This window comes from Caballeronia sp. 11_S32, from assembly GCF_056930355.1.
On record NZ_JBXOWH010000004.1, the window covers coordinates 773,042 to 795,393 of the forward strand.

A 22,352-nucleotide genomic window follows, 5' to 3' on the forward strand; every position below is an offset into this window, starting at 1 on the left:
CATGGAATACAACGCAGCAGAACAGCTTCTCGCCGCCTTCGCGCACTTCTTTCCGAATGCGAAGACCATCGGCTCGTATGTCGGCGGCGAACTGATCGAAGGCGCGGGCGACACCATCCAGCTCTACGATGCCGCCACCGGCAAACCGAGCCTCGCGTACAAGGACGGCGGTGCGGCGGTCGTGGAGCAGGCGGCGGCAGCGGCCACGCGCGCGCAAAAGCAATGGTGGGCGCTCACGCATGCGGCGCGCGGCCGCGTGATGTTCGAGATCGCGCGCGAGATTCGCAAGGAAGCGGAACAGATCGCGCGGCTGGAATCGCTCGGCTCGGGCAAGCCGATCCGCGATTGCCGTGGCGAAGTGGCGAAGGTCGCCGAGATGTTCGAGTATTACGGCGGCTGGGCCGACAAGTTTTATGGCGATGTCATTCCCGTGCCGACCTCGCATTTGAACTACACGCGCCGCGAGCCCGCCGGCACCGTGCTGCAGATCACGCCGTGGAATGCGCCGGTGTTCACGTGCGGCTGGCAGGTCGCGCCCGCCATCTCCATGGGCAACGCCGTGCTGCTGAAGCCTTCGGAGCTGACGCCGTTCACGTCGCTCGCGGTCGGCTTGCTGGCCGAGCGCGGCGGTGCGCCGAAGGGCCTCATCAACGTGCTCGCGGGGCTCGGGCAGACGGTCGCGCAATCGGCCATCGCGCACAAGGCGGTGAAGAAGGTGGTGTTCGTGGGCTCGCCGGCGACGGGCGCGCGCATCGCCGAAAGCGCCGCGAAGCGCGTGCTGCCGTGCGTGCTGGAGCTGGGCGGCAAATCGGCCAACATCATCTTCGCCGATGCGGATCTGAAGCGCGCCGCGTTGACCGCGCAAGCCGCGATTTTCGCGGGCGCGGGGCAAAGCTGCGTCGCGGGCTCGCGTCTGCTGGTGCAGCGCTCCATCTACGATGAATTCGTCGCGATGGTCGCGGCGGGCGCGAAGAAGATCAAGGTCGGCGCGCCGCTCGACGATGCCACCGAAGTCGGCCCGATCAACAATCGCAGGCAGTACGACCACGTGATGTCGATGATCGGGAAGGGCGTCGCGGCCGGCGCGACGCTCGCGGCGGGCACGGCGGAGCGCTCGGACGCGGGCTACTTCGTCCCGCCGACGGTGCTCGCGAACGTCACCAACGAAATGGATGTGGCGCGCACGGAAATCTTCGGCCCGGTGGTCGCGGCGATTCCGTTCGATACTGAAGAAGAAGCCATCGCGATCGCCAACGACACCGAGTTCGGCCTCGCGGGCGCCGTGTGGACCAACGACGTCGCGCGCTCGCATCGCGTCGCGAGCCAGGTCGACGCGGGCACGTTCTGGGTCAATGGCTACAAGACGATCAACGTCGCGTCGCCGTTCGGTGGCTATGGCCTGTCCGGCTACGGACGATCCAGCGGCGTCGAGGCGCTTTACGAATACACGCAGACCAAGAGCGTGTGGGTCGAAACGGCGAAGGAGCCGGCGACGACGTTCGGCTATCTATGACCACAGCGCTCGCGCGCCGCCATGACGGCATCGCGCGGGCAATCAGGGGAGAAGAGAATGGAAAGCACGTTGAGCGCGGATCGCGCGGAAGGAAGTGGCTTGAGAACCGCGAAGCTCTTTTTCTATGCGGCGGTCATTTTGTTGATCGCGGAGTTCATCGGGTCGTTCACGTTCAAGATCGGCCCGGGCAAGGTCATCCTGCTGCCGATGATCTGGGCGCTCCTGCTCGGCGCCGCGCTCGGGCTCGTCTCCGAGCGCTGGAAAAGCCCGGCGCGGCTCGACGTGCGCAGCCAGTTCTATGCGGCCGCGATTCTTCAACCCGCGCTGCTGCTGTTCGTCTCGAAGCTCGGGCTGATGGTCGGCAGCGCGTTGCCGAAACTCGCCGCGGCGGGCTGGGCGCTTGCGTTCCAGGAGCTCGGCCACTTCGTCGGCACGATCCTGCTCGGACTGCCGCTCGCGCTGCTGCTCGGGATCAAGCGCGAGGCGATCGGCGCGACGTTTTCGGTCGGGCGCGAGCCGAGCCTTGCGATCATCGGCGAGAAATACGGCATGGATTCGGCGGAAGGACGCGGCGTGCTCGCCGAATATCTGACGGGCACGGTGTTCGGCGCGGTGTTCATCGCGATCTTCGCGGGTTTCGTCGCGAGCTTGCATATCTTTCATCCGCTCGCGCTCGCGATGGGATCGGGCGTTGGCTCCGGCAGCATGATGGCGGCGGCATCGGGCGCGATCGCGGCGCAGCAGGACCCGGAGACGGCGAAATCCGTGCTGACGTTCGCGGCGGCGAGCAACCTGATCACGACGACCATAGGCACGTACTTCACGCTCTTCATTTCGCTGCCGATGGCCGTGTGGGGCTATCGTCTGCTGGAGCCGCTGATCGGGCGCACGACGAAGGCATCGAGCGCGCGCGAGGCGGTTTCATCCGCGCCGAAACTGGGCGATGTGAAAACCGAGGCGCCTCATCTCGGCTATGGCGGCAAGATGCTCGCCTGGGGCGTGACGGCGGTGATGGCGCTCGTCGCCGACTGGATCACGCACGGCACGACACCGCTGCAAGGACTGCCCGGCATGGCGATCATGGTGCTGGCGACGATCGTCGGCGACGCGATCGCGCAGGCGACCGGCCGCAAGATTCCGGCCGTGTGCTGGGTGTCGATCGTCGCGATGTTTTTGACATCGCCGTGGTGTCCGTGGGGCGCGCAGATCGCGACGCTCAGTGCGCAGAACGACTTCCTGGGCGTGACGACGCCAATGCTGACCTTCGCCGGACTCTCGATCGCCAAGGACATTCCGGCGTTCAGAAGGCTTGGCTGGCGTATCGTGCTGGTGTCGTTCGTGGCAAACGCGGGGACGTTTCTGGGCGCGGCGCTGGTGGCGCAACTCTTTCATATCTGAGCGCGCTTCCGGGACGGTGCATGCAGCGCGCGCAGTAGTACGGCGGCGGGCCTGGGGTATAAAATCGAAGCGTACCTGTCTCGCGCTCGAATGCGCCCGCCGCCATGGAAACTCCTTCGGGCAAAGAAACCTCTCGCAAGCGGATGTCGCCTCGCACGCTCAACGTGCTGACGGCGCTCATCGGCATCGCCACGCTGGCGCTCGGCGTCGCGTGGCTGATCTACACGTGGATCGTCCACATGGAAGTGCCGTACTTCGCGATTCCGCTCGTGCTGACCGTGCCGGTGATCGTCGCGGTGGCGTTCCGGAATTGCTGGGACTGACGCTCATCCGATCCGAATACTGCGCACGAATGAAAACGCACCGAGGCGATGAAAATCGCGACGGTGCGTTTGAAGAAATGCGTTGGTAGGCTCGATTGGACTCGAACCAACGACCCCCACCATGTCAAGGTGGTGCTCTAACCAGCTGAGCTACGAGCCTACGGAAGCCGCGAATTATAGGGGAAAGTTTCGCGTTGTGCGAGCTTTCGGGCGAAAATTTTTTGAAGAGGCGTTTTGGGGTTGGGCAGGGTGTTTGGACTTGTGGTGGCGATATGGCTGGGGGAGCGTTAGGCCGAACCGGTATCGGCGCCGGATTCATTCGTAGTCCGGTGTTTTATGCTTTCGATGCGAACGCGAGGGAGCGAGGAAACGCCGAAGCGTTGCACCATGGTTAAATGGATGCCCTTCAGCGAATTCGAAGCGGCGGCGTCGCTTTCGTCTGGCCGCTGGGCATGCGGCCAGTCCTTGAAGTGCTTCCAGTGGCCGCCCACGTTCATGCCGGGCTTCTCCGTTGCGTCGGCGAGGATCTGATGCCCGTTCACGCCGGGACGCAGCTTCGTCGGTGATCAGCAGTCGGGAACACACGAGTATCGCAGTTGACATAACATAAATTAGCGAACATTTTTATGTTGCGGCAAAGTTGTAGTGACGTACTTGGGCCAAGTACAGATGTCGCACCTGAGGCGTTTCGAGGTCAAGCTGATCTGGTTTTCGCAACCCGCGGGGGCCGGCCATGAGCGAGATCGAGACGATCACCATGAGCATGCGTGAAGTCGATCGGTTGAAGCTCATCGAAGCCGTGGTGCAGCCGCCGTCTGACGACTGACGGTTGCTCGGGGGCCACGCGACCCCGGCAACCGCCTAAAACCCCCGCTCACGCCACCGTCCTTTTTTCCTCCCCGATGAACAGCTGACGCGGGCGACCAATCTTCTGCTCCGGATCCGCAATCATCTCGTTCCACTGCGCGATCCAGCCGACCGTACGCGCCATCGCGAAGATGCACGTGAACATCGAGGTCGGGATGCCCAGCGCGCGCTGCACGATGCCCGAATAGAAGTCGACGTTCGGGTACAGCTTGCGCGACACGAAGTATTCGTCTTCCAGCGCGATCTTTTCCAGCTCCATCGCGAGCTTGAAGAGCGGATCGTCGTGCAGGCCGAGTTCGTTCAGCACTTCGTGGCACGTCTCGCGCATCAGCTTCGCGCGCGGATCGTAGTTCTTGTACACGCGGTGACCGAAGCCCATCAGCTTCACGCCCGAGTTCTTGTCCTTCACCTGCTTGATGAACTCAGGGATGTTGTCCACCGAGCCGATCTCTTCCAGCATGTTCAGCGCGGCTTCATTCGCGCCGCCGTGCGCCGGGCCCCACAGACACGCGATGCCGGCCGCGATACACGCGAACGGATTCGCACCCGACGAACCGGCCAGACGCACCGTGGAGGTCGACGCGTTCTGCTCGTGATCGGCGTGCAGGATCAGGATGCGGTCGAGTGCGCGCACGAGCACGTCGTTGACCTTGTACTCTTCGCACGGGTTCGAGAACATCATGCGCATGAAGTTCGCGCTGTAGGACAGCTCGTTCTTCGGATACACGAACGGCTGGCCGATGCTGTACTTGTATGCCATTGCAACGAGCGTCGGCAGCTTCGCGATCATGCGGATCGCGGAGACTTCGCGATGCTGCGGATCGTTGATATCGAGTGAGTCGTGATAGAACGCCGACAGCGCGCCGACAGCAGCCGTCAACACGGCCATCGGGTGCGCGTCGCGACGAAAGCCGCGGAAGAAGAAGTGCATCTGCTCGTGCACCATCGTGTGACGCGTGACCGTGTCCACGAATTCCTTGTTCTGCGCGGTGTTCGGAAGATCGCCCTTCAACAGCAGATAGCAGGTCTGGAGAAAGTCGGCGTTCACGGCCAGTTGCTCGATCGGATAGCCGCGATACAGCAGCTCGCCCTTGTCGCCGTCGATATAGGTGATCGCCGAATTGCAAGCCGCCGTCGACATGAAGCCAGGGTCATACGTGAACTTGCCGGTCTGACCGTACAACTTGCGGATGTCGATCACGTCCGGGCCCATCGTGCCCGTGTAAATCGGCATTTCGACGCTCGGCGTGTTGTCGCTGAAAGTGAGTGTCGCCTTGATAGTGGACTGCTTCATGTTCGTGATGATTTCCATGAGTCTCGATGATGCCCTGCGGCGTTCACATGCGGAGCTCGGCCCGCGTAATGACGATCGGCCCGACTGTCATATGCCTGGCCCTCCGGGCCACGACTTCGCGGATCGCGGGCTGCCCGAAGGCAAATGCTTCGCGCCGGGAAATGATGTGATCGACACCGGCGGCCGCGGCCAGCGCATGCTCCGTCAGGACGCAGTTGACCGCGACGCCGTCGACGATCGCATCGAAATAGATGGGGCCTTCGCCCACATAAATGCTGTCAATGTGTGGAAACAGAATGTTCATCTCGACCTCGATTCAAGGAGCGGCGCCGAAAGGCGCCCTTCCCTCACGCAGCGAACCGCTCGCGCAGCCGCTTCTTGTTCAGCTTGCCGACGCTCGTCTTCTCCAGCTCGTCGACGAACTTCACGACCTGAGGCACCGCATACTTCGAGATCCGCCCGGTTTCGCTGAAGTCGAGGACGTGCTTTCTGATGTCATCGCCTGAAACGGGCAACTCGTAGCCGGGCTTGAGGACGACCAGCGCCACGGGCCGCTCGCCCCACTTCTCGTCCTTGACGCCGATCACCGCCACCTCCGAAACGCCGGGGTGCTGCGAAATCAGGCTCTCGATTTCGAGCGACGACACCCACTCGCCGCCCGACTTGATCACGTCCTTGATGCGGTCCGTGATCTGCAGATAGCCTTGCGTATCGATGCTCGCGATGTCCTGCGTGTGCAGATAGCCGCCCTGCCACAGTTCGGCGGACGCATCGGGGTTCTTCAGATAGCCTTGCGTGAGCCACGGCGTGCGCACGACGATCTCGCCGCTCGCTCGGCCATCGCTCGGCTGGTCGCGCATCTCTTCATCCACGATGCGCAGATCGACGAGCGGCAGAGGCCGCCCGGTCTTGCAGCGCAGGCGCACTTCGTCGTCGAGATCCTTCGGCGGTTCCGTCGGGCTCAGTTGCGCGAGACTCAGAAGCGGACACGTCTCCGACATGCCATAGCCCGCGAACACGTCGATGCCGCGCTCGAGCGCCGCGCGCGCCAGTCCTTGCGGCAGCGCGCCGCCGCCGATCACGACCTTCCACTTCGACAGGTCGACGCTCGCCGCGTCGGGGCACACGAGCAGCATGTGCAGAATGGTGCCCACGCAGTGCGAGAAGGTGACGCCTTCATCGCGGATCAGCTTCACGAGGCGCTCGGGCAGATAACGGCCCGGATAGACCTGCTTCACGCCGAGCACCGTGGCAATGAAGGGAATGCCCCACGCGTGCACATGGAACATGGGCGTGATGGGCATGTACACATCGCCGCGATGAAAGCGCTGGCCCGAGACCGGGCTCGCGAACGCGGCCATGCCGGTGATGGTATGCAGCACGAGCTGCCGATGCGAGAAGTACACGCCCTTCGGCAAGCCGGTCGTGCCGGTGGTGTAGAAGGTCGTCGCGCGCGTGTTCTCGTCGAAATCGGGGAACTCATAATGCGTGGCGCTCGCGGCGAGCATCTGCTCGTATTCGGTGGCGAACGGGATCGTGTGCGCGGGCGCGACGCTGCCCTTCTCGTCGATCCAGATGAAGGTGCGCACGGTTTCGAGCTGATCCTTCATCGCCTCGACCACCGGCAGGAAGTCGGTATGCACGACGAGAACCTCGGCGCCGGCGTGGTTGAGCGTGTACAGAATCTCGGCCTGCGAGAGCCGCACGTTCACGGTTTGCAGCACGGCGCCCATCATCGGCACGGCGAAATAGGATTCGAGGTAGCGGTGGCTGTCCCAGTCCATCATCGCGACGGTCGTGCCGTGACGCACGCCGAGCTTCGAGAGGCCATCGGCGAGGCGCGCGATGCGCTCGCGCAGGTCACGATACGTCATGCGCAAATCGTCGCGGTACACGATCTCCTGATCGAGCGCCTGCGTGAACGGCGTATGCAGCAGATGCTTCACCAGAAGCGGATAGGCATATGCCGACTGCGTTGATTCGGATACTGCGTGCTGCATCTCAATCTCCTTGGCCCGGCCCATTGGTCGCCGGATGATGACGCGGTTCGTGCGCGTCGCTCGTATGGCCGCGCGTGTGCGCTTACTGGCTGAAGGCTCGCTTCACGGTCAGCTTGTTCTGCACCGACACGACGCCGGGCACGCCCTTCGCGAGCGTTGCCGCCTTTTCGATCTGCGAGGCTTCGTCGACGGTGCCGGTCAGCGTCACGGCGCCGTTCTTCGCGCTCACCCCGATGCTGCCCGCATCGATCGACTTGTCCTTCCCGAACGAGGCATACACGGCCCTGCGCAGCGCGCGGTTCGACTGCTTCGGCGCACCCGCCCCGCCCGAGGCGGGCGACGCTGAAGCTGCCTGGGCGCCGCTTGCCGAGCCCGGCTGGGACCATGCGTAGCCCGATGCCAGGACGATCAGCACCCCGGCGAGTTTGAATATCTTTGCTGCGTTCATTCGTTGCTCCGTTCGTTGTTGTCTACGCCCACGGCGTGATGTGCGCGATATGCGCAATGTGCGCGATATGCGCCCGCATCGTCAGAAGTTATGCCGCACGCCGACCATCGCCGCGGTCGTCGACTTGCCCGGCGCGACGGGCTGTCCATATACGATCGTCTGGTTCATCGTGCCGTCGTTGTCGACGTAACCAACCTGCGCATACGCCGTCGTCCGCTTGGACAGGCCGTATTCCGCTCCCACTGCGAACTCGCTCGAATGGTTGTTCGAGTTGTTGTTGTCCTTCAGGTAATAAAAGCCGGACGTCACCTTCAGAGCGGGGGTGAATCGATAGCCGAGACCAGCTGAATACATATCGATATCGGCACGGCTGCTGTTTGCCGGGTTCTTGCCATGGCCGTATGAGCCGGACACCGAGAAACCGTAAAACGTGTACTGCGCTCCGGCGTAGAAAAATCGGTTGTTGTTCTGCCCTGTCGCGGGAATGGCCGGGGACGCGGGATACGTCGGCGGAAACGGATTGGCGTCATGGCCGTTGTAATACGCCACCGCGAGGTTCAGGCCGTAGTTCGAATACTTGACGACAGCCGATTCGCGCGTGCCGCCCTGGAAGTGTCCCGGCACGCCGCCCGGCGCGTATTCCAGCGCGAAGGACGCGCCGTAGAACTTCGGCGATTCGTAGACGAGCGCGTTGCTGTCATACAGCGCGCCGATCGCGCCGTTCGTGCTCGTGCCGGGCCAGCCCGCGGCCTGGTTCATGCCGAGCCATGCGGTCAGGATACTGCCGAAGTATTGCGCGCCGCGCACGTCCGTGTCGTACATCGCCCAGATCATCGGCACGATCTGGCGGCCCGCATCGAACTTGCCGAACGGACCCGAGACGCCGAGCGTCGCGTACTGGTTGAATTGCGCGGTGACCCCGGCGGTGTCGCTCAGGCCGAACCGGCCCGTGCCGCTGTCGAACGAGCTTTGCAGCTTGAAGTTGATCTTGTAGCCGCCGCCGATATCCTCGCTGCCCTTGATGCCCCAGCCGCTCGAATAGATGCCGCCGTCCTTGAAGCGATACACCTTGCCGAGATTGGGCGCATTGGGCGCGAACGACGCCGCCGCCGTGCTTTGATAGAGCAGCCCCGAATCGACGACGCCATAAAGCGTCACCGCCGATTGAGCGTGCGCGGCCGCGGACGTAAAGCCGATCAGAGCCGCAACGCCAGTCATTCTTGCTTTCATTAGATATCCCTATTGTCTAAAAATCATTCACGCGTGCCGTCCAGGAATTCGTTTGCAATCTGGCAAGCGCACGCTTACAGTTCACGGCCCTCTTTGCTCGTCCGGCGTCTCTTTCGGACACCGCATGCCGGGAGCACACGGCTGGCACTCATGCAAGACTATCCAAAGCTTGCGGGCCGAACCCCTCTCGCGGCGGGAGGGAATAGGGAAAACGAGGAGTCTGGCTGCCCGAAGTGTGGGCGGCGGCGCGCCCTTGGCGGCTGCTCTGAAGGTTCAGGCCTCACGCAGATGCGCGCAAACGGTTCGCGAGGGGTGCGTCAGCGTGACGCGCAAGCATCCGCCATTGCCGGGAACGCTTCATTCATTGAGGCGTTTGCTGCCTGCGGTATTCGTTGTGTTTCATCTTCATATACTCGCTCCTGTCGACTTCGTGCAACTGGCGCGGATACTGCTCGGTCGCGTCGAACCAGTTCGAGAGACGCTTGTCGAGGCGCTTGTCGGCCGGGCTCGATAACGCCTGCAGATAAGCGTCGATCGCGAGGTAGTAGCGCATGGTGTTGCGCTCGACGAGTCCCCGGACGCCGCCGATATACTCCGGCTGGCCGGACGACGAATCCGGCGCGGTGGTGAAGCCGACCTTGTCGCTGCCTATCGTGGCGAGATAGCTTTTCATCGCGAGGCGCCCCGCCATGCCATATCCATACGAATAGGTCAGGTGCAGAAACGTCCGGCCGGCCGCGACCGGCGCGGCCTCCAGCACGATGTGGTAATCGCGGGTGCTCATCGGCCCGGTGTCGGCATCGAGGTCGACCTGAAAGTATGTCGCGCTCGTCGCGACCGACCGGTAGTCGAACTGCACGCGGTAGGTCGACGAGAGTTTTTCCTCGATCTTCCTGCCCAGGTTCACGATGAGCTGGGTGCCGCCGCCGCTGCTGCTCGGCGATGGGCGGCAATACTTCACGTTCAGATGCAGGATCAGCACGTCGCACCAGTTGGCGGGGCCTTGCGACGGATCGTTGAGCGCCCCGTTGACCGTGGCGAACGGATAGTCCACCACGGCATAAATGTCGCCCTTGAGAGACGAGCCGGTTTCCGCCGACTCCAGGTACAACTCGCGATGAAACGGGTTATGGCTGAGTTGCTGCGTCAGGCTTTCGTACTTGGCGCGCAGGCGCGCTGCGTTGCTTCCGCCCGCATTGCCGGCTTCTTCGCCGAACAGGTCCGGGCACGCTCCGGCCAGCGCGAACACAGTCAAGATCAGCGCCAGCGTGCGTGCGGCTCCGGCGGCAATCATCCTTCTGGCAAGCCCGTTCATCTGATCGCTCCTTTCCCGCCCGGCGCGCGCCGCGACTGGCGTTCGCAACCTCAAACCGTCTGAGGGAATCGCGGGCCGCCCTCCCTTCCCCCTCTCACCGCGAGAGGGGCGCGCGCGGCCCTCAAGCAATAGGATACGTATCAAGCAAGGGCAAGCGACAGATTATCGAAAGCGCCCTTTGACGACCGCGACGCGCGTCCCCGCCGCGAGCGGATCGGAGCCCATTCCCTACCGGAGCCACTCATGCAATTCCTCGATGATTCGCTGCACCCCGAGAACCAGGACAAAGTCGTCATCACGGTCGCGCCGTACGGCCCCGAATGGATGCCGGAAGATTTTCCCGAAGACATTCCGGTGACGATGGAACAACAGATTCAGAAAGCCGTCGACTGCTATGAGGCGGGCGCCACGGTGCTGCATCTGCACGTGCGCGAACTGGACGGCAAGGGTTCCAAGCGCCTGTCGAAGTTCAACGAGCTGATCGCCGGCGTGCGCGCGGCGGTGCCGGACATGATCATACAGGTGGGCGGCTCGATCTCGTTCGCGCCGGAAGACGACGGTCAGGCCGCGAAGTGGCTGTCAGACGATACGCGTCACATGCTCGCCGAACTCGATCCGAAGCCCGACCAAGTGACCGTGGCGATCAACACCACGCAGATGAACATCATGGAGTTGCTGTATCCGGAGTATCTGGAAGGCACGTCGCTCTCCAACCCGGCATTCATGGCCGCCTACAGCGAAATGACGGTGCCGGCCGGCCCCGCATGGGTCGAGGAGCATCTGCGCCGTCTGCAGGCCTCGGGCATCCAGCCGCACTTCCAGCTGACCGGCATCCATGCGCTCGAGACGCTCGATCGCCTCGTGCGCAAGGGCGTGTACAAGGGGCCGCTCAACCTTACGTGGATCGGCATCGGCGGCGGCTTCGACGGCCCGAACCCGTTCAACTTCTTCAACTTCGTACACCGTGCGCCGGATGGCTGCACGCTCACGGCCGAGTCGCTGCTGAAGAACGTGCTTCCGTTCAACATGATGGCGATGTCGATGGGCCTGCATCCGCGCTGCGGCATCGAGGACACGATCATCGACCAGAACGGCAACCGGTTCACGTCGGTGCAGCAGATCCAGCAGTGCGTGCGCGTGGCGCGCGAACTGGGCCGCGAGGTCGCGAACGGCAAGGAAGCGCGTGAGATCTACCGCATCGGCGTGCAGTACGAAACCGTCGACGAGACACTCGCCGCGAACGGCATGTCGCCCAACCGCAAGGCGGGCGTCCGGAATCTTCCCTTGCGCGCCGCGTGACCGGCATCCATAAACCGGAGCGGTTCGCATCGCGGGAATCACAACCATCGTAAAGCGGCCCTGCGCCTGAGCGCGCAGGGAAAGCCGCTGACGAGACACATGAAGGAGACAGTTCATGCTTATGCAGCACGCGGAGCCCGCGACGGGCGAAATTTCCAAAGCACGCGGTGACGTGCGCGCCTACGCCTGGGTGGTGTTCGCGCTGACGGTCGGATTGCTGCTTTCCGACTATATGTCGCGGCAGGTGTTGAATGCCGTGTTTCCGATGCTCAAGGCGACATGGGGCCTGTCCGACACGCAACTCGGATCGCTCAGCAGCGTGGTCGCGCTGATGGTCGGCGTGCTCACGTTTCCGCTGTCGGTGCTGGCAGACCGCTGGGGCCGCGTGAAGAGCATCATCCTCATGGCCGCCATGTGGAGTATCGCGACGCTCGGCTGCGCCATTTCGACCAACTTCGGCGAGATGCTGATTGCGCGGGCATTCGTCGGCATTGGCGAAGCGGCTTATGGGAGTGTCGGCATCGCGGTGGTGCTCAGCATCTTCCCGGCACGGTTGCGCGCGACGCTGACCGCCGCCTTCATGGCGGGCGGCGCGTTCGGCTCGGTGATGGGCATGGCGATCGGCGGCGCTGTTGCGGCGAATCTCGGCTGGCGCTCGGCGTTCGGCGTGATGGCGGGTCTCGGGCTCTTGCTGGTCGTGGCCTACCGGATGATCGTCACCGAAAAGCGGCTCGCGCCGCTGCAAACCGCCGGCGAAGGCGCGGCGAAGCCGGGCCTCGGCATGCGCATGAGCTTCCGTGCGCTGATGAAGGGACTCTTCTCGACGAAATCCATCGTGTGCGCGTATGTGGGCAGCGGCTTTCATCTGCTGGTGCCGGCCGCGCTGTGGGCATGGATGCCGAGCTTCCTGAACCGCTACTACGGCATGGCGCCGGGCAAGGCCGCGATGGGCGCGGCAGTGCTGGTGATGGCGACGGGCCTCGGCATGGTCGTCTGCGGCAGCCTGACCGACCGCATCAGCCGGAACGCGCGCGACAGGAAGTGGCTCACCGCCATCGCGTTCTGCCTTGCCTGCTTCACGCTGCTCGCGATCGGCTTCCGGATGGAGGCGGGCCCCCTGCAGCTCGCGTTGATCGGCGCCGGCATGTTCTTCAGCGCGGGTGCAACCGGCCCGTCTGGCGCGATGGTCGCGAATCTCACGCCGCCCTCGATCCACGCTTCCGCGTTCGCCACGCTCACGCTCGCCAACAACCTGCTCGGTCTCGCACCCGCCGCGATCCTCACGGGCATCGTCGCCGACAAGATCGGGCTGCTGGGCGCGCTGCAACTGGTTCCTTTCGCGCCGCTTCTCGCCGCGATCGTGTTCGCCATCGGCAAGCGCAACTACTCACGCGATCTTGACCGGGTCGCCACGCTGCGCGAAGAGGCTTCGCACTGACGAGGCACGCTGTTGGCCCGCGACGCGACGCATCGTTCCGACACAATGAAGGCACATTAATGACTCTCGATACGACACCTACCGTTCTCATCGTGCCGGGTTTGCGCGACCACGTCGCCGAGCATTGGCAGACGCTGTTGCAGCAGAAACTTCCCAACGCCGTCTCGGTGCCGCCGCTCGAGCACGACAAGCTCAGTTGCGCGGCGCGCGTGGCGGCGCTCGATGCGGCGCTCGCGAAAATCGATGGCCCGGTGATCCTGGTCGCGCACAGCGCGGGCGTGATGATCACCGTGCATTGGGCCCGGCAGCACGACCGCAGGATCCACGGCGCGCTGCTGGCCGCGCCCGTCGATCTCGAAACGCCGCTGCCGGAAGGCTATCCGACCTTCGATGCCCTCGCAGAGAACGGCTGGCATCCGATCCCGCGCACGCCGCTGCCGTTTCCGAGCATCGTCGGCGCGAGCCGCAACGATCCGCTCGCGCGCTTCGAGCGCGTCGAGCAGATGGCCCGGGACTGGGGCAGCCGCCTCGTCGATCTCGGCGAGGTGGGCCATCTGAACCCCGCCGCGGGCTTTGGCGAATGGCCGATGGCGGAGAAGCTGATCCATGAACTTGTCTGAGTTGCGCGGTGCGGTCGCGGCCGGTCATCGTCGCACGATGACGGTCGAGGTCTTCGTCGATTTCATCTGTCCGTGGTGCCTGATCGGCAAGCGCAATCTGGAGGCGGCCGTCAGCCGCTTCGCCGTCTTGCGCCCGGACGTGCTGCTGAAGGTGCTGTGGCGCTCGCATCAGCTCCTGCCCTACACGCCGCTCGACGGCATGCCTTACCAGGCGTTCTATCTGGACCGTCTGGGAAGTCACGAGGCGGTGGCGGCGAGGCGTGCGCAGGTTCGGCGCGCCGGAAGCGAGGCCGGTGTCGAGTTCGCATTCGAGCGGATCGAAGTGCTGCCCAACACGGCTGCTGCGCATGACCTCGTGGCCTACGCGGCCGGACGAGGCAACGAAGCGCTGCGCGCCCGGCTGATCGAGCGCCTGTTCGTCGCTTATTTCGTCGAAGGTAAGAACATCGGCGATGGGGAGGTTCTGGAGCGGCTCGGCGTCGAATGCGGCCTCGAACAGGAGGCCCTCGCGAATCATCTGGCGGAATCGAGGCGCCTGCCCGACGCGACCGGACGCACGATGTCGCACGGCAACGATGACGTCAGCGGCGTTCCGCACTTCGTGTTCGACGCCCGATACACGCTGTCCGGCGCGCATTCGCCCGGCGCGCTCGTCGAAGCGATGATGCTGGCGGCGCGATGAAGCAGCGAGCCAGCCCGCCGAAGCGGGCTGGCGTTCACTCCATTACCCCTTCACGAACGCGAGCAGATCGGCGTTGAGGACATCCGCGTTGATCGTCAGCATGCCGTGCGAGAAGCCCGGGTAGGTCTTCAATGTCCCGTTCTTCAGCAGCTTGATCGACTTCAGCGCTGCATCGGCGATCGGCACGATCTGGTCATCTTCGCCATGCAGAACGAGCGTCGGCACCGTGATCGACCGCAGATCTCCGGTCTGATCCGTTTCCGAGAACGCCTTGATTCCCTCGTAATGCGCCTTGGCGCTGCCCATCATCCCCTGACGCCACCAGTTCTGAATGACGCCCTGATGGACCGTCGCACCGGCACGATTGAAGCCGTAGAACGGGCCGGCCGGAACGTCGACGAAGAACTGCGCGCGGTTGTCGGCGAGCGCCTTTCTGAAGCCGTCGAAGACCTCGAGCGGCAAACCCTCGGGATTCGCCTCCGTCTTGAGCATCAGCGGCGGCACCGCGCTGACCAGCACCGCCTTGGCGACGCGTCCGGCCGGCTCGCCATGCTTCGCCACGTAACGCGCCACCTCCCCGCCGCCCGTCGAATGGCCGATATGCACGGCATTGCGCAGGTCGAGCGCTTCCGCGACCGCGAAGGCATCGGCGGCGTAGTGGTCCATGTCGTGCCCGTCGGAGACCTGCGACGAACGGCCATGGCCGCGGCGGTCGTGGGCGATCACCCGATACCCTTTCTGCACGAAGAAGAGCATCTGCGCATCCCAGTCATCGGAAGACAGCGGCCAGCCGTGATGGAAAACGATGGGTTGCGCGTCTTTCGGGCCCCAGTCCTTGTAGAAGATTTCAACGTTGTCTTTGGTCGTGACGTACGGCATGGACTTTCTCCTGTTCGAGATTGTTCAGTCTGGAGCGATAGCCGGCCACCATCTTCCGGCGCCTGTATGACAACCGCCATCGTGCGGCGGCGGATGCTTCGAACCGCGGAAGCGATGCGAGAAGAATACGGATACTCGGAGCCGGAAAGAATTAGTTTCTCCGGCAATGCTTTGTTGCACCGGGGGCAATGATGCGATTTTGCGCGCTCAGGCTATCACGACCGTGACGGCTGCGACCATGCGGGCTCGGAGAGGTGTTCGGCGAAGAAATCCGCCAGCGCCTTGACCCTGGCCGGACGCGAGCGCGCCGACGGCGTGACGAAGTACAGCCCGCCTCGCGTCAGATGCCAGTCAGTGAGGATCGCCTCGAGCCGCCCATCGGCCAGATACTCGCCGGCGATGAACTCAGGCAGCTCCGCGACCGCGAGCCCTGCGAGCAGCGCCGGCAGCAGCGCGTCGGCGTTCGTCACGCGCAAAGGGCCGGCCGGCGTGACCGCCTCCTCCTCGCCGGCATCGTTGACGAACCGCCAGACGTCGCTGCGCGCACGGTAAGCATAGGAGAGACAGGCTCTGCCGGCCAGTTCTCGCGGATGCATCGGACGGCCGCAGCGCTTCAGATACTCCGGCGATGCCACGACGAGCTGCGACACCGGGCACAGCCGTTTGGCGACCAGCGACGAATCCGGCAAGGCGGCGATACGCAATGCGGCGTCGAAACCCTCGGCGACGATATCGACGGTGGCATCGGACAGATGCAGATCGACCGACACTTCCGGATACCTCTGCAAGAAGCGCGGCAGCAGCGGCGCCACCCAGCGCAGGCCGAACGACATCGGCACGGCAAGACGAATCAGGCCGCGCGGCTCAACCGACATCTCGCGCGCGGCGTTCTCGGCCGCTTCTGCCTGCCGGTAGATATCGCAGGCCTTTTCGGCGATCGTGCGGCCGAACTCAGTCAGGGCGAGCTGGCGCGACGTGCGGTTGAAGAGCCGCGCCCCGAGCCGCTCCTCCAGGCGCGCGACGCCTCTCGACACTGTGGGCACCGAAACGCCCATCGCGCGCGCGGCCGCCGCGAACGATCCTTCCTCGGACACCTTGGCGAACATCGCGAGCCCCTCGAAATCGGGCAGCTTGGTCATTTCATTTTTGCAATGATGGTTTGCAGCCGATTCTATTTCGAAAAGATGGGGCCGTCGATATTCTCCTCACATCGCTTCATCACTCAACGAACGCACGGCCACCCGAACGAAGGAGAAACATCATGGCTCGCAAGCTCGAAGGCAAGATCGCACTCGTCACAGGCGCAACCAGCGGCATCGGCCTCGCCACCGCCAAACGCTTCGCGGCGGAAGGCGCGCATGTGTATGTCACTGGCCGCCGTCAGGCCGAACTCGACGCGGCGGTTGCCGCGGTGGGCAACGCGACGGGCGTGCGTGTCGACTCGTCGAAGACCGAACAGCTCGATGCGCTGTATGAACAGATTCGCGGCGAAAAAGGCCGGCTCGATGTGCTGTTCGCCAACGCGGGCGGCGGAACGATGCTGCCGCTCGGCGAGATCACCGAAGCGCACTATCACGACACGTTCGATCGCAACGTGAAGGGCACGCTTTTCACGGTGCAAAAGGCGCTGCCGCTGCTGTCCAAAGGCGCATCGGTGATTCTCGCGGGCTCGACCACGACCATCGAAGGCACGGCGGCGTTCAGCGTCTATTCGGCCTCGAAAGCTGCGATCCGGGCCTTCGCCCGCAGCTGGATCCTCGATCTGAAAGACCGCGGCATTCGCGTCAACACGATCAGTCCGGGTGCGACGAGAACCCCCGGTCTGGTCGATCTCGCCGGACCGGATAAAGCGCAACAGCAGGGACTGCTCGACTATCTGGCGTCGCGTATCCCGATGGGCCGCGTCGGCGAGCCGGAGGAGATCGCCGGGGCCGCCCTCTTCCTCGCGTCGGACGATGCGAGCTTCGTGAACGGCGCGGAGTTGTTCGTCGACGGAGGACAGGCGCAGATCTGACCGTCTCGGGGATCGGTTCACCGGGCGCGGTCTGTGCGCCCGCCGGCTGTCGGCATCGGTGCGCGACGATTAAACTGGACGCGTGCCGCGCCGACGCTGCCGCCGGCGTTCCCCCATCCGCCCGCGAACCGGGCTTCGATCCCAGCGCATGGTCAACGATCTCTGGTACAAGAACGCGATCATCTACTGCTTGTCCGTCGGCGCGTTCATGGACGCGAACGGCGACGGCATCGGCGACTTTCAGGGGCTGCTGCGGCGGCTCGACTATCTCCAGGGACTCGGCATCACCACCATCTGGCTAATGCCGTTTCAGCCGTCGCCGGGCCGCGACAATGGCTACGACATCTCCGACTACTACAACGTGGACCCGCGCTACGGCACGCTCGGCGACTTCACGGAGTTCACTCATGCGTGCCGTCAGCGCGGCCTGCGCGTGATGATCGATCTCGTCGTGAATCACACGTCGGACGAGCATCCGTGGTTCAGGCAAGCGCGGCGCGATCCGCAGTCGAAGTATCGCGACTGGTATGTGTGGTCGAAGAAGCGCCCGGCCAATGCGGACGACGGCGTGGTGTTCCCCGGCGTGCAGAAGTCCACATGGACCTACGACAAGCAGGCGGCCATGTGGTACTTCCACCGCTTCTACGACTTCCAGCCCGACCTCAACACCGCCAACCCCTTCGTGCAGGCCGAACTGCTCAAGATCATGGGCTTCTGGATCCAGCTCGGCGTGTCGGGGTTTCGCATGGACGCGGTGCCGTTCGTCATCGCCACGAAGGGTCCGCAGGTGAAGAAGCCGGTCGAGCAGTACAACATGCTGCGCATGTTCCGGGAGTTCCTGCAGTGGCGCGAAGGCGACGCGATCATCCTCGCCGAGGCGAACGTGCTGCCCGACACCGACATGCAGTACTTCGGCGACGCGGGCGAGCGCCTGCAGATGTTGTTCAATTTTCAGGTCAATCAAAACACGTTCTATGCGCTCGCGAGCGCGGACACGAAACCGCTGAAGAAAGCCCTCAAGGCGACGGAGCCACGCGCGGCGACCGCGCAATGGGGCGTGTTCCTGCGAAATCACGACGAGCTCGACCTCGGCCGCCTGTCGCCGCAACAGCGCGACACCGTGTTCGCGGCCTTCGGTCCCGAGCCCGAGATGCAGCTGTACGGCCGCGGCATCCGGCGGCGCCTCGCCCCGATGCTCGACGGCGACCGTCGCCGGCTCGAGCTCGCCTACAGCCTGATGCTGACGCTGCCGGGAACGCCGGTCGTGCGTTATGGCGATGAAATCGGCATGGGCGACGATCTGCGCCTGCCCGAGCGCGAAAGCGTGCGCACGCCGATGCAATGGTCCACCGAGCCGCATGCCGGTTTCACCAAGCATGAGCGCCCGGTGCGGCCGGTGATCTCGGGCGGGCCGTACGGTTACGAACGGGTGAATGTCGCGAGCCAGCGCCGCGATCCGAATTCGCTGCTGAACTGGATCGAGCGCATGATTCGCATGCGCAAGGAAGTGCCGGAAATCAGCTGGGGCGACTTTGCGATCCTGCGGACTTCGCGCGACGATGTGCTCGCGCTGCGCTACGACTGGCGCAACAACTCGGTCGTCTGCCTGCATAACTTCGGCGCGGCGGCATGCACGGTGAAGTTCCGCGTCGGCATTGAAGGCGGCGAGCACGGCATGCTCGTCAACCTGCTTTCCGACGACCACAGCCAGGGCAATGAGGCGGGACAGCATGCCGTGGTGCTGGAGCCGTATGGCTATCGATGGTATCGCGTCGGCGGGCTCGACTATCTGTTAAAGCGCAGTGAAGTGTGAGGCGTGACGACGCCAAGCCTCATAAAGCCGGCGCCGCGATGCGTTCGGCGATCTGTTTGGCGAGGTCGTTGAGATCCTTCGCCTCGATGCCGACGGACGTGGTCGTGAAGTCGACACCCTGGCCCGGCTTGGCCGGCACCGCCGGTTTGCCGTTCGCGGCCGGCTGGGCCGGCTGACCGGCGATCTTGTTCTGCAGCCGCGTTGCGCTGACGTCGTCGGGCATCACGCCGACGACCTTCGTCGACCCGAGTCCGCCCTTTGCGAGCCCGGCCGGCGCGCCATCTATCTTGAAGCCGACAGACACGAGCCGCTCGATGTCCTTGACCGCCTGTCCGGCCTCGGTCTTGACCATCCTGTCCATCACCTTCGCGATGTCGGCCTGCAGCTCGGGAGCGACATCGATCTGCTCGATGCTCATGCCCTTGCACTTCGCCGGATTGGCCCGCCTGAACTCGGTGATCGCCTCCCTGCGCCCTTCGATCAAGGCCAGTTCAGCGTCGGTCAGTTCCTTGATCTTCCGGTTTGCGCCGAGTTCCGCGAGGGACTTGTAAGTGCCGTCCTGCTTGAGCGGCGTGTATTCGCCCGCGAGTCCGCGCGACGACGCCCTGCCGGCCTTGGCCTCGAAGATCGCGACGACCTCGACCTTCTCTCCATCGCGCATGATCAGCATGCCGTCGGTGAACTGGCGCCCGTTGACATCGGTGACGCGGTGGCCGGCGACGAATTCGAGCTTCTCCACCGGCCGCCCGCCCGCGAGCGCCTCGAGACCCTTGCCCTCTGCGTGGATCATCTGTTGCACCTTCGATCCCATCAGTTCTTCGAGCAACTGGCCCTTGATGTGCTCGGGATTGCCCTTCTTCACGATGCGCTCGATCGCGTCGAGGCCGAGCGGATGCTCCTTGAGCACCGGATAAGTATCCTTGATCGTGTCGATCCAGCTGGCGATCTTCTTCGCACGGGTCTTGACGAGCGCATCGGCAAGGGCTTCTTCGAGCGTTTTGGCGCGCTCGGCGAGCGGCTTCAGTTCGGTGCCCTTCTTGCCTTCGCTGACGGCTTTCGCGGAATCCTCCTCGAGCTTTGTCAGATCGCTCATCAGCCCTTTGCCCTCGTCGCTCGCGAGCAGCTCGGCGTACTTGGCGCGCATCTCGGTGCATGGCGAGTTGCAGCTGAACACGCGCCCGTTGTTGGTGACGTGCACGTTGCCGGCCTGCGCTCCGGCTTTCACCTCGGCCTCGGCGGCCTTCTGCATCGCGGTATCGACGGCCTTGACCTCGTCCGACACCTTCGCGAGCCGCCCGTTCTCGTCGATGCTCTTGCTGATCCGCGCCAGCAGTTCCGGCTCGTGCTCGAGCGCCTCGGACATGGCCTTGCGCGCGGTCGCGAGTTCCTCGGCGGTCTTCGCCGCCTCGACCGCGCGCACCGCGCCCGACGCCGTCCGCCAGGTTTCGATCAGCTTCGCCGCCGCCCCCGCGCCCGCGCCGACGTCGGCGACCGCCGCGACGATATCGACCGCGAGCCAGAACAGCGACGGCTCGTCCTGCGACAGCGCGCGCGCCTTGTCGACATCGGTGCCCGCCATCGCTTCTTCGAGCATGTAGGTCTTCGCGTGTTCGACGGCGACCGCCGTGCTCAGGCCGGCGGCCGCGATCAGCGACGCGCCGCCCGTCGCGGGCGCGAGCAGCACGAGCGCGAGCTGCAGCAGCCCGATCGCGATGCCGATGATCGCGGAATCGCTGTGGAGCGCGGCGATGTGATCATCGACGATCCTGTTCTTCCAGTTGCCTTCGGCAATGCCCTGCCGACCCTTGGTGAGCGCGACGACCTTCGGGATCTCGTACGGGTTGGCATCGCCGCCTGGCTTGTTTGCGTCGCGCACGCGCCTGATCTTGCCGAGCGTATCGGCAATCTGCACGCCGATCAGTTGCGACGCCTCGTGCGTGCCGCCGGTGGCGAGCTTTTGCAGGCCGCTCAGGTCGTCCTTGTTGCCGGAGAACGAGCCGATGATCGGGAAGCGCTGCGCCAGGTCGTTCGCGACCACGTCGTAGCCGCGCTCCGCTTCGGCGAGCTCTTTGTCCGCCGCGAGGTGTTCGGGCGTTTTCGGCGGCACGTAGCCACCGCCCGGCGCGGCCGACCTCATGCGGCTGGCGTTGAAGTCGGCGAGCCTCTTTTTAATCGGCTCGATCTTCGTGCTGCGGATCTGCAAGAGCTGTTTGGCCGCCTCGGCGACACCCACGACCGCCGTCGATTTGGGATCGCGGAAGTCATAGGACGTCGTGGTCGAGGTCACCGTGTCGCCCGTCTCGGTCACCGTCGTTTCTTCGATCTGTTTCTCGGTCAGGCCGTACTTGATGCCTTCGGCCTTTGCGCGCGTCTCGGAGTCGGTCAGCGTATCGGCGAGCACGATGCGTCCATCGGACTCGAACTGAGCGACGAATGTGTCGATGTCGGTTTCCAGCTGCTTGACGACGCCCTGGAGCGTGTCGAGCGCCTCGCGTGCGTGCCCGAGTTCCGACTGGTTGTCCGGCACGCCCGCATAGGGCTTCGCGCGGTCGTAGGCGAGCTCGTAGTCGTCGAGGAAATCGCGCGGACCGGAGCGGCCTTTCTCCGCGACGAGCTGCTCCATGTCGCGCCGCTGCTGTTCGGCGGAGCGCGCGAGGCGCTTCTTCTCGAGCGTGACGTAGTTGACATCGGCGGCGTTCGGCGGCGCGCCCGCGTCTTTCGGATCGCCGCCCGGCGCACCGTTCGCGGGCGGCGCGCCGCCGTCGGGGTTGCGCATCAGCACCGTGCGCTCGGGCGCTCCGCTGTCGTCTTTGTCCGCCTCGTCCGCTGCGACCGGCGGCGATGCAGCCCGCTGCAACATGCGTTGCGTCGCGCGATTGCCCTCCGTGTGCTGCACGCGCCGGACGAGCGTATGCAGGGATGCGGCAAGACCGCGTCCCGGCGCATGCGGCCCGAGAAGCGCGTCGACGCCGCGGCGCTCAGACAACGAGAGCGGCGCCATGCCAATGCCCTCGCTCTCCGTGGAGCGCTTCACGTCCTCCGAACTGCGGCGCAGCCGCTGCTCGTCGGCGGCGGACGGGACACGGCTGCGAGTCGTAACGGTATCGCTCATCGTGCTGGCTGTATCGCGGTCGCGGGCAGGTTCCGATGAACCCCGGCGCGCGCTCCGGTGCATGTAAGCGCTCCCCGCAGCACGGCGGCGCTGCCCATGAAGCGCAT

The 22,352-nt window shown here is 64.5% G+C and carries 19 protein-coding genes and 1 tRNA gene; 9 read left to right on the top strand and 11 right to left on the bottom strand.

Annotated features, from left to right (window positions below):
* The first annotated feature begins 1 nt into the window (after window position 1).
* The 3 genes from AC1Z32_RS29670 (at window position 2) to AC1Z32_RS29680 (ending at window position 3,234) form a co-directional block, all read left to right on the top strand.
* Window positions 2–1,513 carry an aldehyde dehydrogenase family protein gene (locus tag AC1Z32_RS29670; protein WP_483482399.1) on the top strand — a complete coding sequence of 504 codons (1,512 nt, stop codon included), beginning with the start codon at window positions 2–4 and terminating at the stop codon, window positions 1,511–1,513.
* Window positions 1,514–1,570: 57 nt separating this feature from the next.
* Complete coding sequence (locus AC1Z32_RS29675) at window positions 1,571–2,911, top strand: DUF3100 domain-containing protein (protein WP_483482400.1); 1,341 nt, start codon at window positions 1,571–1,573, stop codon at window positions 2,909–2,911.
* Window positions 2,912–3,015: 104 nt separating this feature from the next.
* Window positions 3,016–3,234, top strand: a complete 219-nt coding sequence (locus AC1Z32_RS29680; RefSeq protein ID WP_483482401.1) for a hypothetical protein — start codon at window positions 3,016–3,018, stop codon at window positions 3,232–3,234.
* A gap of 83 nt (window positions 3,235–3,317) precedes the next feature.
* On the opposite strand, the gene AC1Z32_RS29685 is transcribed toward AC1Z32_RS29680, so the two are convergent.
* The 8 genes from AC1Z32_RS29685 to AC1Z32_RS29720 form a co-directional block, all read right to left on the bottom strand.
* Window positions 3,318–3,394: transfer RNA gene (locus tag AC1Z32_RS29685), tRNA-Val, on the bottom strand.
* A gap of 127 nt (window positions 3,395–3,521) precedes the next feature.
* Window positions 3,522–3,776 carry a hypothetical protein gene (locus AC1Z32_RS29690; protein WP_483482402.1) on the bottom strand — a complete coding sequence of 85 codons (255 nt, stop codon included), beginning with the start codon at window positions 3,774–3,776 and terminating at the stop codon, window positions 3,522–3,524.
* A 332-nt stretch (window positions 3,777–4,108) separates the two neighbouring features.
* Window positions 4,109–5,395 (bottom strand): citrate synthase, encoded by a 1,287-nt coding sequence (gltA, locus tag AC1Z32_RS29695; RefSeq protein WP_483483343.1) that lies wholly within the window; start codon window positions 5,393–5,395, stop codon window positions 4,109–4,111.
* Between the two features lie 43 nt (window positions 5,396–5,438).
* Entirely contained in the window at window positions 5,439–5,699 is a 261-nt protein-coding gene (locus AC1Z32_RS29700) for a DUF1488 family protein (protein WP_483482403.1), read from the bottom strand.
* 43 nt (window positions 5,700–5,742) lie between these two features.
* A complete protein-coding gene (locus AC1Z32_RS29705; RefSeq protein ID WP_483482404.1) occupies window positions 5,743–7,395 on the bottom strand; it encodes a fatty acid--CoA ligase in 1,653 nt (550 codons plus the stop codon).
* 82 nt (window positions 7,396–7,477) lie between these two features.
* On the bottom strand, window positions 7,478–7,843 hold the full coding sequence (locus tag AC1Z32_RS29710) for a BON domain-containing protein (protein ID WP_483482405.1): 366 nt from the start codon (window positions 7,841–7,843) through the stop codon (window positions 7,478–7,480).
* Window positions 7,844–7,924: 81 nt separating this feature from the next.
* Window positions 7,925–9,061: a porin gene (locus tag AC1Z32_RS29715; RefSeq protein ID WP_483482406.1), complete on the bottom strand. Its 1,137-nt coding sequence runs from the start codon at window positions 9,059–9,061 to the stop codon at window positions 7,925–7,927.
* 373 nt (window positions 9,062–9,434) lie between these two features.
* Window positions 9,435–10,388, bottom strand: coding sequence for a hypothetical protein (locus tag AC1Z32_RS29720; RefSeq protein ID WP_483482407.1), 954 nt, complete (start codon window positions 10,386–10,388; stop codon window positions 9,435–9,437).
* Window positions 10,389–10,631: 243 nt separating this feature from the next.
* On the opposite strand from AC1Z32_RS29720, the gene AC1Z32_RS29725 reads away from it, so the two are divergent.
* From AC1Z32_RS29725 to AC1Z32_RS29740, 4 genes are all read left to right on the top strand, one after another.
* On the top strand, window positions 10,632–11,687 hold the full coding sequence (locus AC1Z32_RS29725; protein ID WP_483482408.1) for a beta-keto acid cleavage family enzyme: 1,056 nt from the start codon (window positions 10,632–10,634) through the stop codon (window positions 11,685–11,687).
* A 115-nt stretch (window positions 11,688–11,802) separates the two neighbouring features.
* On the top strand, window positions 11,803–13,125 hold the full coding sequence (locus AC1Z32_RS29730; RefSeq protein ID WP_483482410.1) for an MFS transporter: 1,323 nt from the start codon (window positions 11,803–11,805) through the stop codon (window positions 13,123–13,125).
* A 59-nt stretch (window positions 13,126–13,184) separates the two neighbouring features.
* Window positions 13,185–13,745 (top strand): RBBP9/YdeN family alpha/beta hydrolase, encoded by a 561-nt coding sequence (locus AC1Z32_RS29735; RefSeq protein WP_483482411.1) that lies wholly within the window; start codon window positions 13,185–13,187, stop codon window positions 13,743–13,745.
* Window positions 13,732–14,427: a DsbA family oxidoreductase gene (locus tag AC1Z32_RS29740; protein ID WP_483482412.1), complete on the top strand. Its 696-nt coding sequence runs from the start codon at window positions 13,732–13,734 to the stop codon at window positions 14,425–14,427. The genes AC1Z32_RS29735 and AC1Z32_RS29740 overlap by 14 nt, the downstream gene beginning before the upstream one ends.
* Window positions 14,428–14,469: 42 nt before the next feature.
* Here the strand turns inward: AC1Z32_RS29740 and AC1Z32_RS29745 are convergent, their stop codons facing one another.
* Together AC1Z32_RS29745 and AC1Z32_RS29750 are read right to left on the bottom strand one after the other, a co-directional pair.
* A complete protein-coding gene (locus AC1Z32_RS29745; RefSeq protein WP_483482413.1) occupies window positions 14,470–15,306 on the bottom strand; it encodes an alpha/beta fold hydrolase in 837 nt (278 codons plus the stop codon).
* 215 nt (window positions 15,307–15,521) lie between these two features.
* Window positions 15,522–16,445 carry a LysR family transcriptional regulator gene (locus tag AC1Z32_RS29750; RefSeq protein ID WP_483482414.1) on the bottom strand — a complete coding sequence of 308 codons (924 nt, stop codon included), beginning with the start codon at window positions 16,443–16,445 and terminating at the stop codon, window positions 15,522–15,524.
* A gap of 122 nt (window positions 16,446–16,567) precedes the next feature.
* Between AC1Z32_RS29750 and AC1Z32_RS29755 the strand changes: the two genes are divergently transcribed.
* On the top strand, window positions 16,568–17,320 hold the full coding sequence (locus AC1Z32_RS29755) for an SDR family NAD(P)-dependent oxidoreductase (RefSeq protein WP_483482415.1): 753 nt from the start codon (window positions 16,568–16,570) through the stop codon (window positions 17,318–17,320).
* A gap of 148 nt (window positions 17,321–17,468) precedes the next feature.
* Window positions 17,469–19,133 carry an alpha-amylase family protein gene (locus tag AC1Z32_RS29760; RefSeq protein ID WP_483482416.1) on the top strand — a complete coding sequence of 555 codons (1,665 nt, stop codon included), beginning with the start codon at window positions 17,469–17,471 and terminating at the stop codon, window positions 19,131–19,133.
* A gap of 19 nt (window positions 19,134–19,152) precedes the next feature.
* Here AC1Z32_RS29760 and AC1Z32_RS29765 read toward each other — a convergent pair whose 3' ends face one another.
* A complete protein-coding gene (locus tag AC1Z32_RS29765) occupies window positions 19,153–22,245 on the bottom strand; it encodes a hypothetical protein (protein ID WP_483482417.1) in 3,093 nt (1,030 codons plus the stop codon).
* Between the last annotated feature and the right edge of the window lie 107 nt (window positions 22,246–22,352).

What these genes read in the sequence shown, in the direction of transcription:
- AC1Z32_RS29670 (WP_483482399.1), top strand. Translation starts at nt 2, where the DNA reads ATGGAATACAACGCAGCAGAACAGCTTCTCGCCGCCTTCGCGCACTTC.
- AC1Z32_RS29675 (WP_483482400.1), top strand. Translation starts at nt 1,571, where the DNA reads ATGGAAAGCACGTTGAGCGCGGATCGCGCGGAAGGAAGTGGCTTGAGA.
- AC1Z32_RS29680 (WP_483482401.1), top strand. Translation starts at nt 3,016, where the DNA reads ATGGAAACTCCTTCGGGCAAAGAAACCTCTCGCAAGCGGATGTCGCCT.
- gltA (WP_483483343.1), bottom strand. Translation starts at nt 5,395, where the DNA reads ATGAAGCAGTCCACTATCAAGGCGACACTCACTTTCAGCGACAACACG.
- AC1Z32_RS29700 (WP_483482403.1), bottom strand. Translation starts at nt 5,699, where the DNA reads ATGAACATTCTGTTTCCACACATTGACAGCATTTATGTGGGCGAAGGC.
- AC1Z32_RS29705 (WP_483482404.1), bottom strand. Translation starts at nt 7,395, where the DNA reads ATGCAGCACGCAGTATCCGAATCAACGCAGTCGGCATATGCCTATCCG.
- AC1Z32_RS29710 (WP_483482405.1), bottom strand. Translation starts at nt 7,843, where the DNA reads ATGAACGCAGCAAAGATATTCAAACTCGCCGGGGTGCTGATCGTCCTG.
- AC1Z32_RS29715 (WP_483482406.1), bottom strand. Translation starts at nt 9,061, where the DNA reads ATGACTGGCGTTGCGGCTCTGATCGGCTTTACGTCCGCGGCCGCGCAC.
- AC1Z32_RS29720 (WP_483482407.1), bottom strand. Translation starts at nt 10,388, where the DNA reads ATGAACGGGCTTGCCAGAAGGATGATTGCCGCCGGAGCCGCACGCACG.
- AC1Z32_RS29725 (WP_483482408.1), top strand. Translation starts at nt 10,632, where the DNA reads ATGCAATTCCTCGATGATTCGCTGCACCCCGAGAACCAGGACAAAGTC.
- AC1Z32_RS29730 (WP_483482410.1), top strand. Translation starts at nt 11,803, where the DNA reads ATGCTTATGCAGCACGCGGAGCCCGCGACGGGCGAAATTTCCAAAGCA.
- AC1Z32_RS29735 (WP_483482411.1), top strand. Translation starts at nt 13,185, where the DNA reads ATGACTCTCGATACGACACCTACCGTTCTCATCGTGCCGGGTTTGCGC.
- AC1Z32_RS29740 (WP_483482412.1), top strand. Translation starts at nt 13,732, where the DNA reads ATGAACTTGTCTGAGTTGCGCGGTGCGGTCGCGGCCGGTCATCGTCGC.
- AC1Z32_RS29745 (WP_483482413.1), bottom strand. Translation starts at nt 15,306, where the DNA reads ATGCCGTACGTCACGACCAAAGACAACGTTGAAATCTTCTACAAGGAC.
- AC1Z32_RS29750 (WP_483482414.1), bottom strand. Translation starts at nt 16,445, where the DNA reads ATGACCAAGCTGCCCGATTTCGAGGGGCTCGCGATGTTCGCCAAGGTG.
- AC1Z32_RS29755 (WP_483482415.1), top strand. Translation starts at nt 16,568, where the DNA reads ATGGCTCGCAAGCTCGAAGGCAAGATCGCACTCGTCACAGGCGCAACC.
- AC1Z32_RS29760 (WP_483482416.1), top strand. Translation starts at nt 17,469, where the DNA reads ATGGTCAACGATCTCTGGTACAAGAACGCGATCATCTACTGCTTGTCC.
- AC1Z32_RS29765 (WP_483482417.1), bottom strand. Translation starts at nt 22,245, where the DNA reads ATGAGCGATACCGTTACGACTCGCAGCCGTGTCCCGTCCGCCGCCGAC.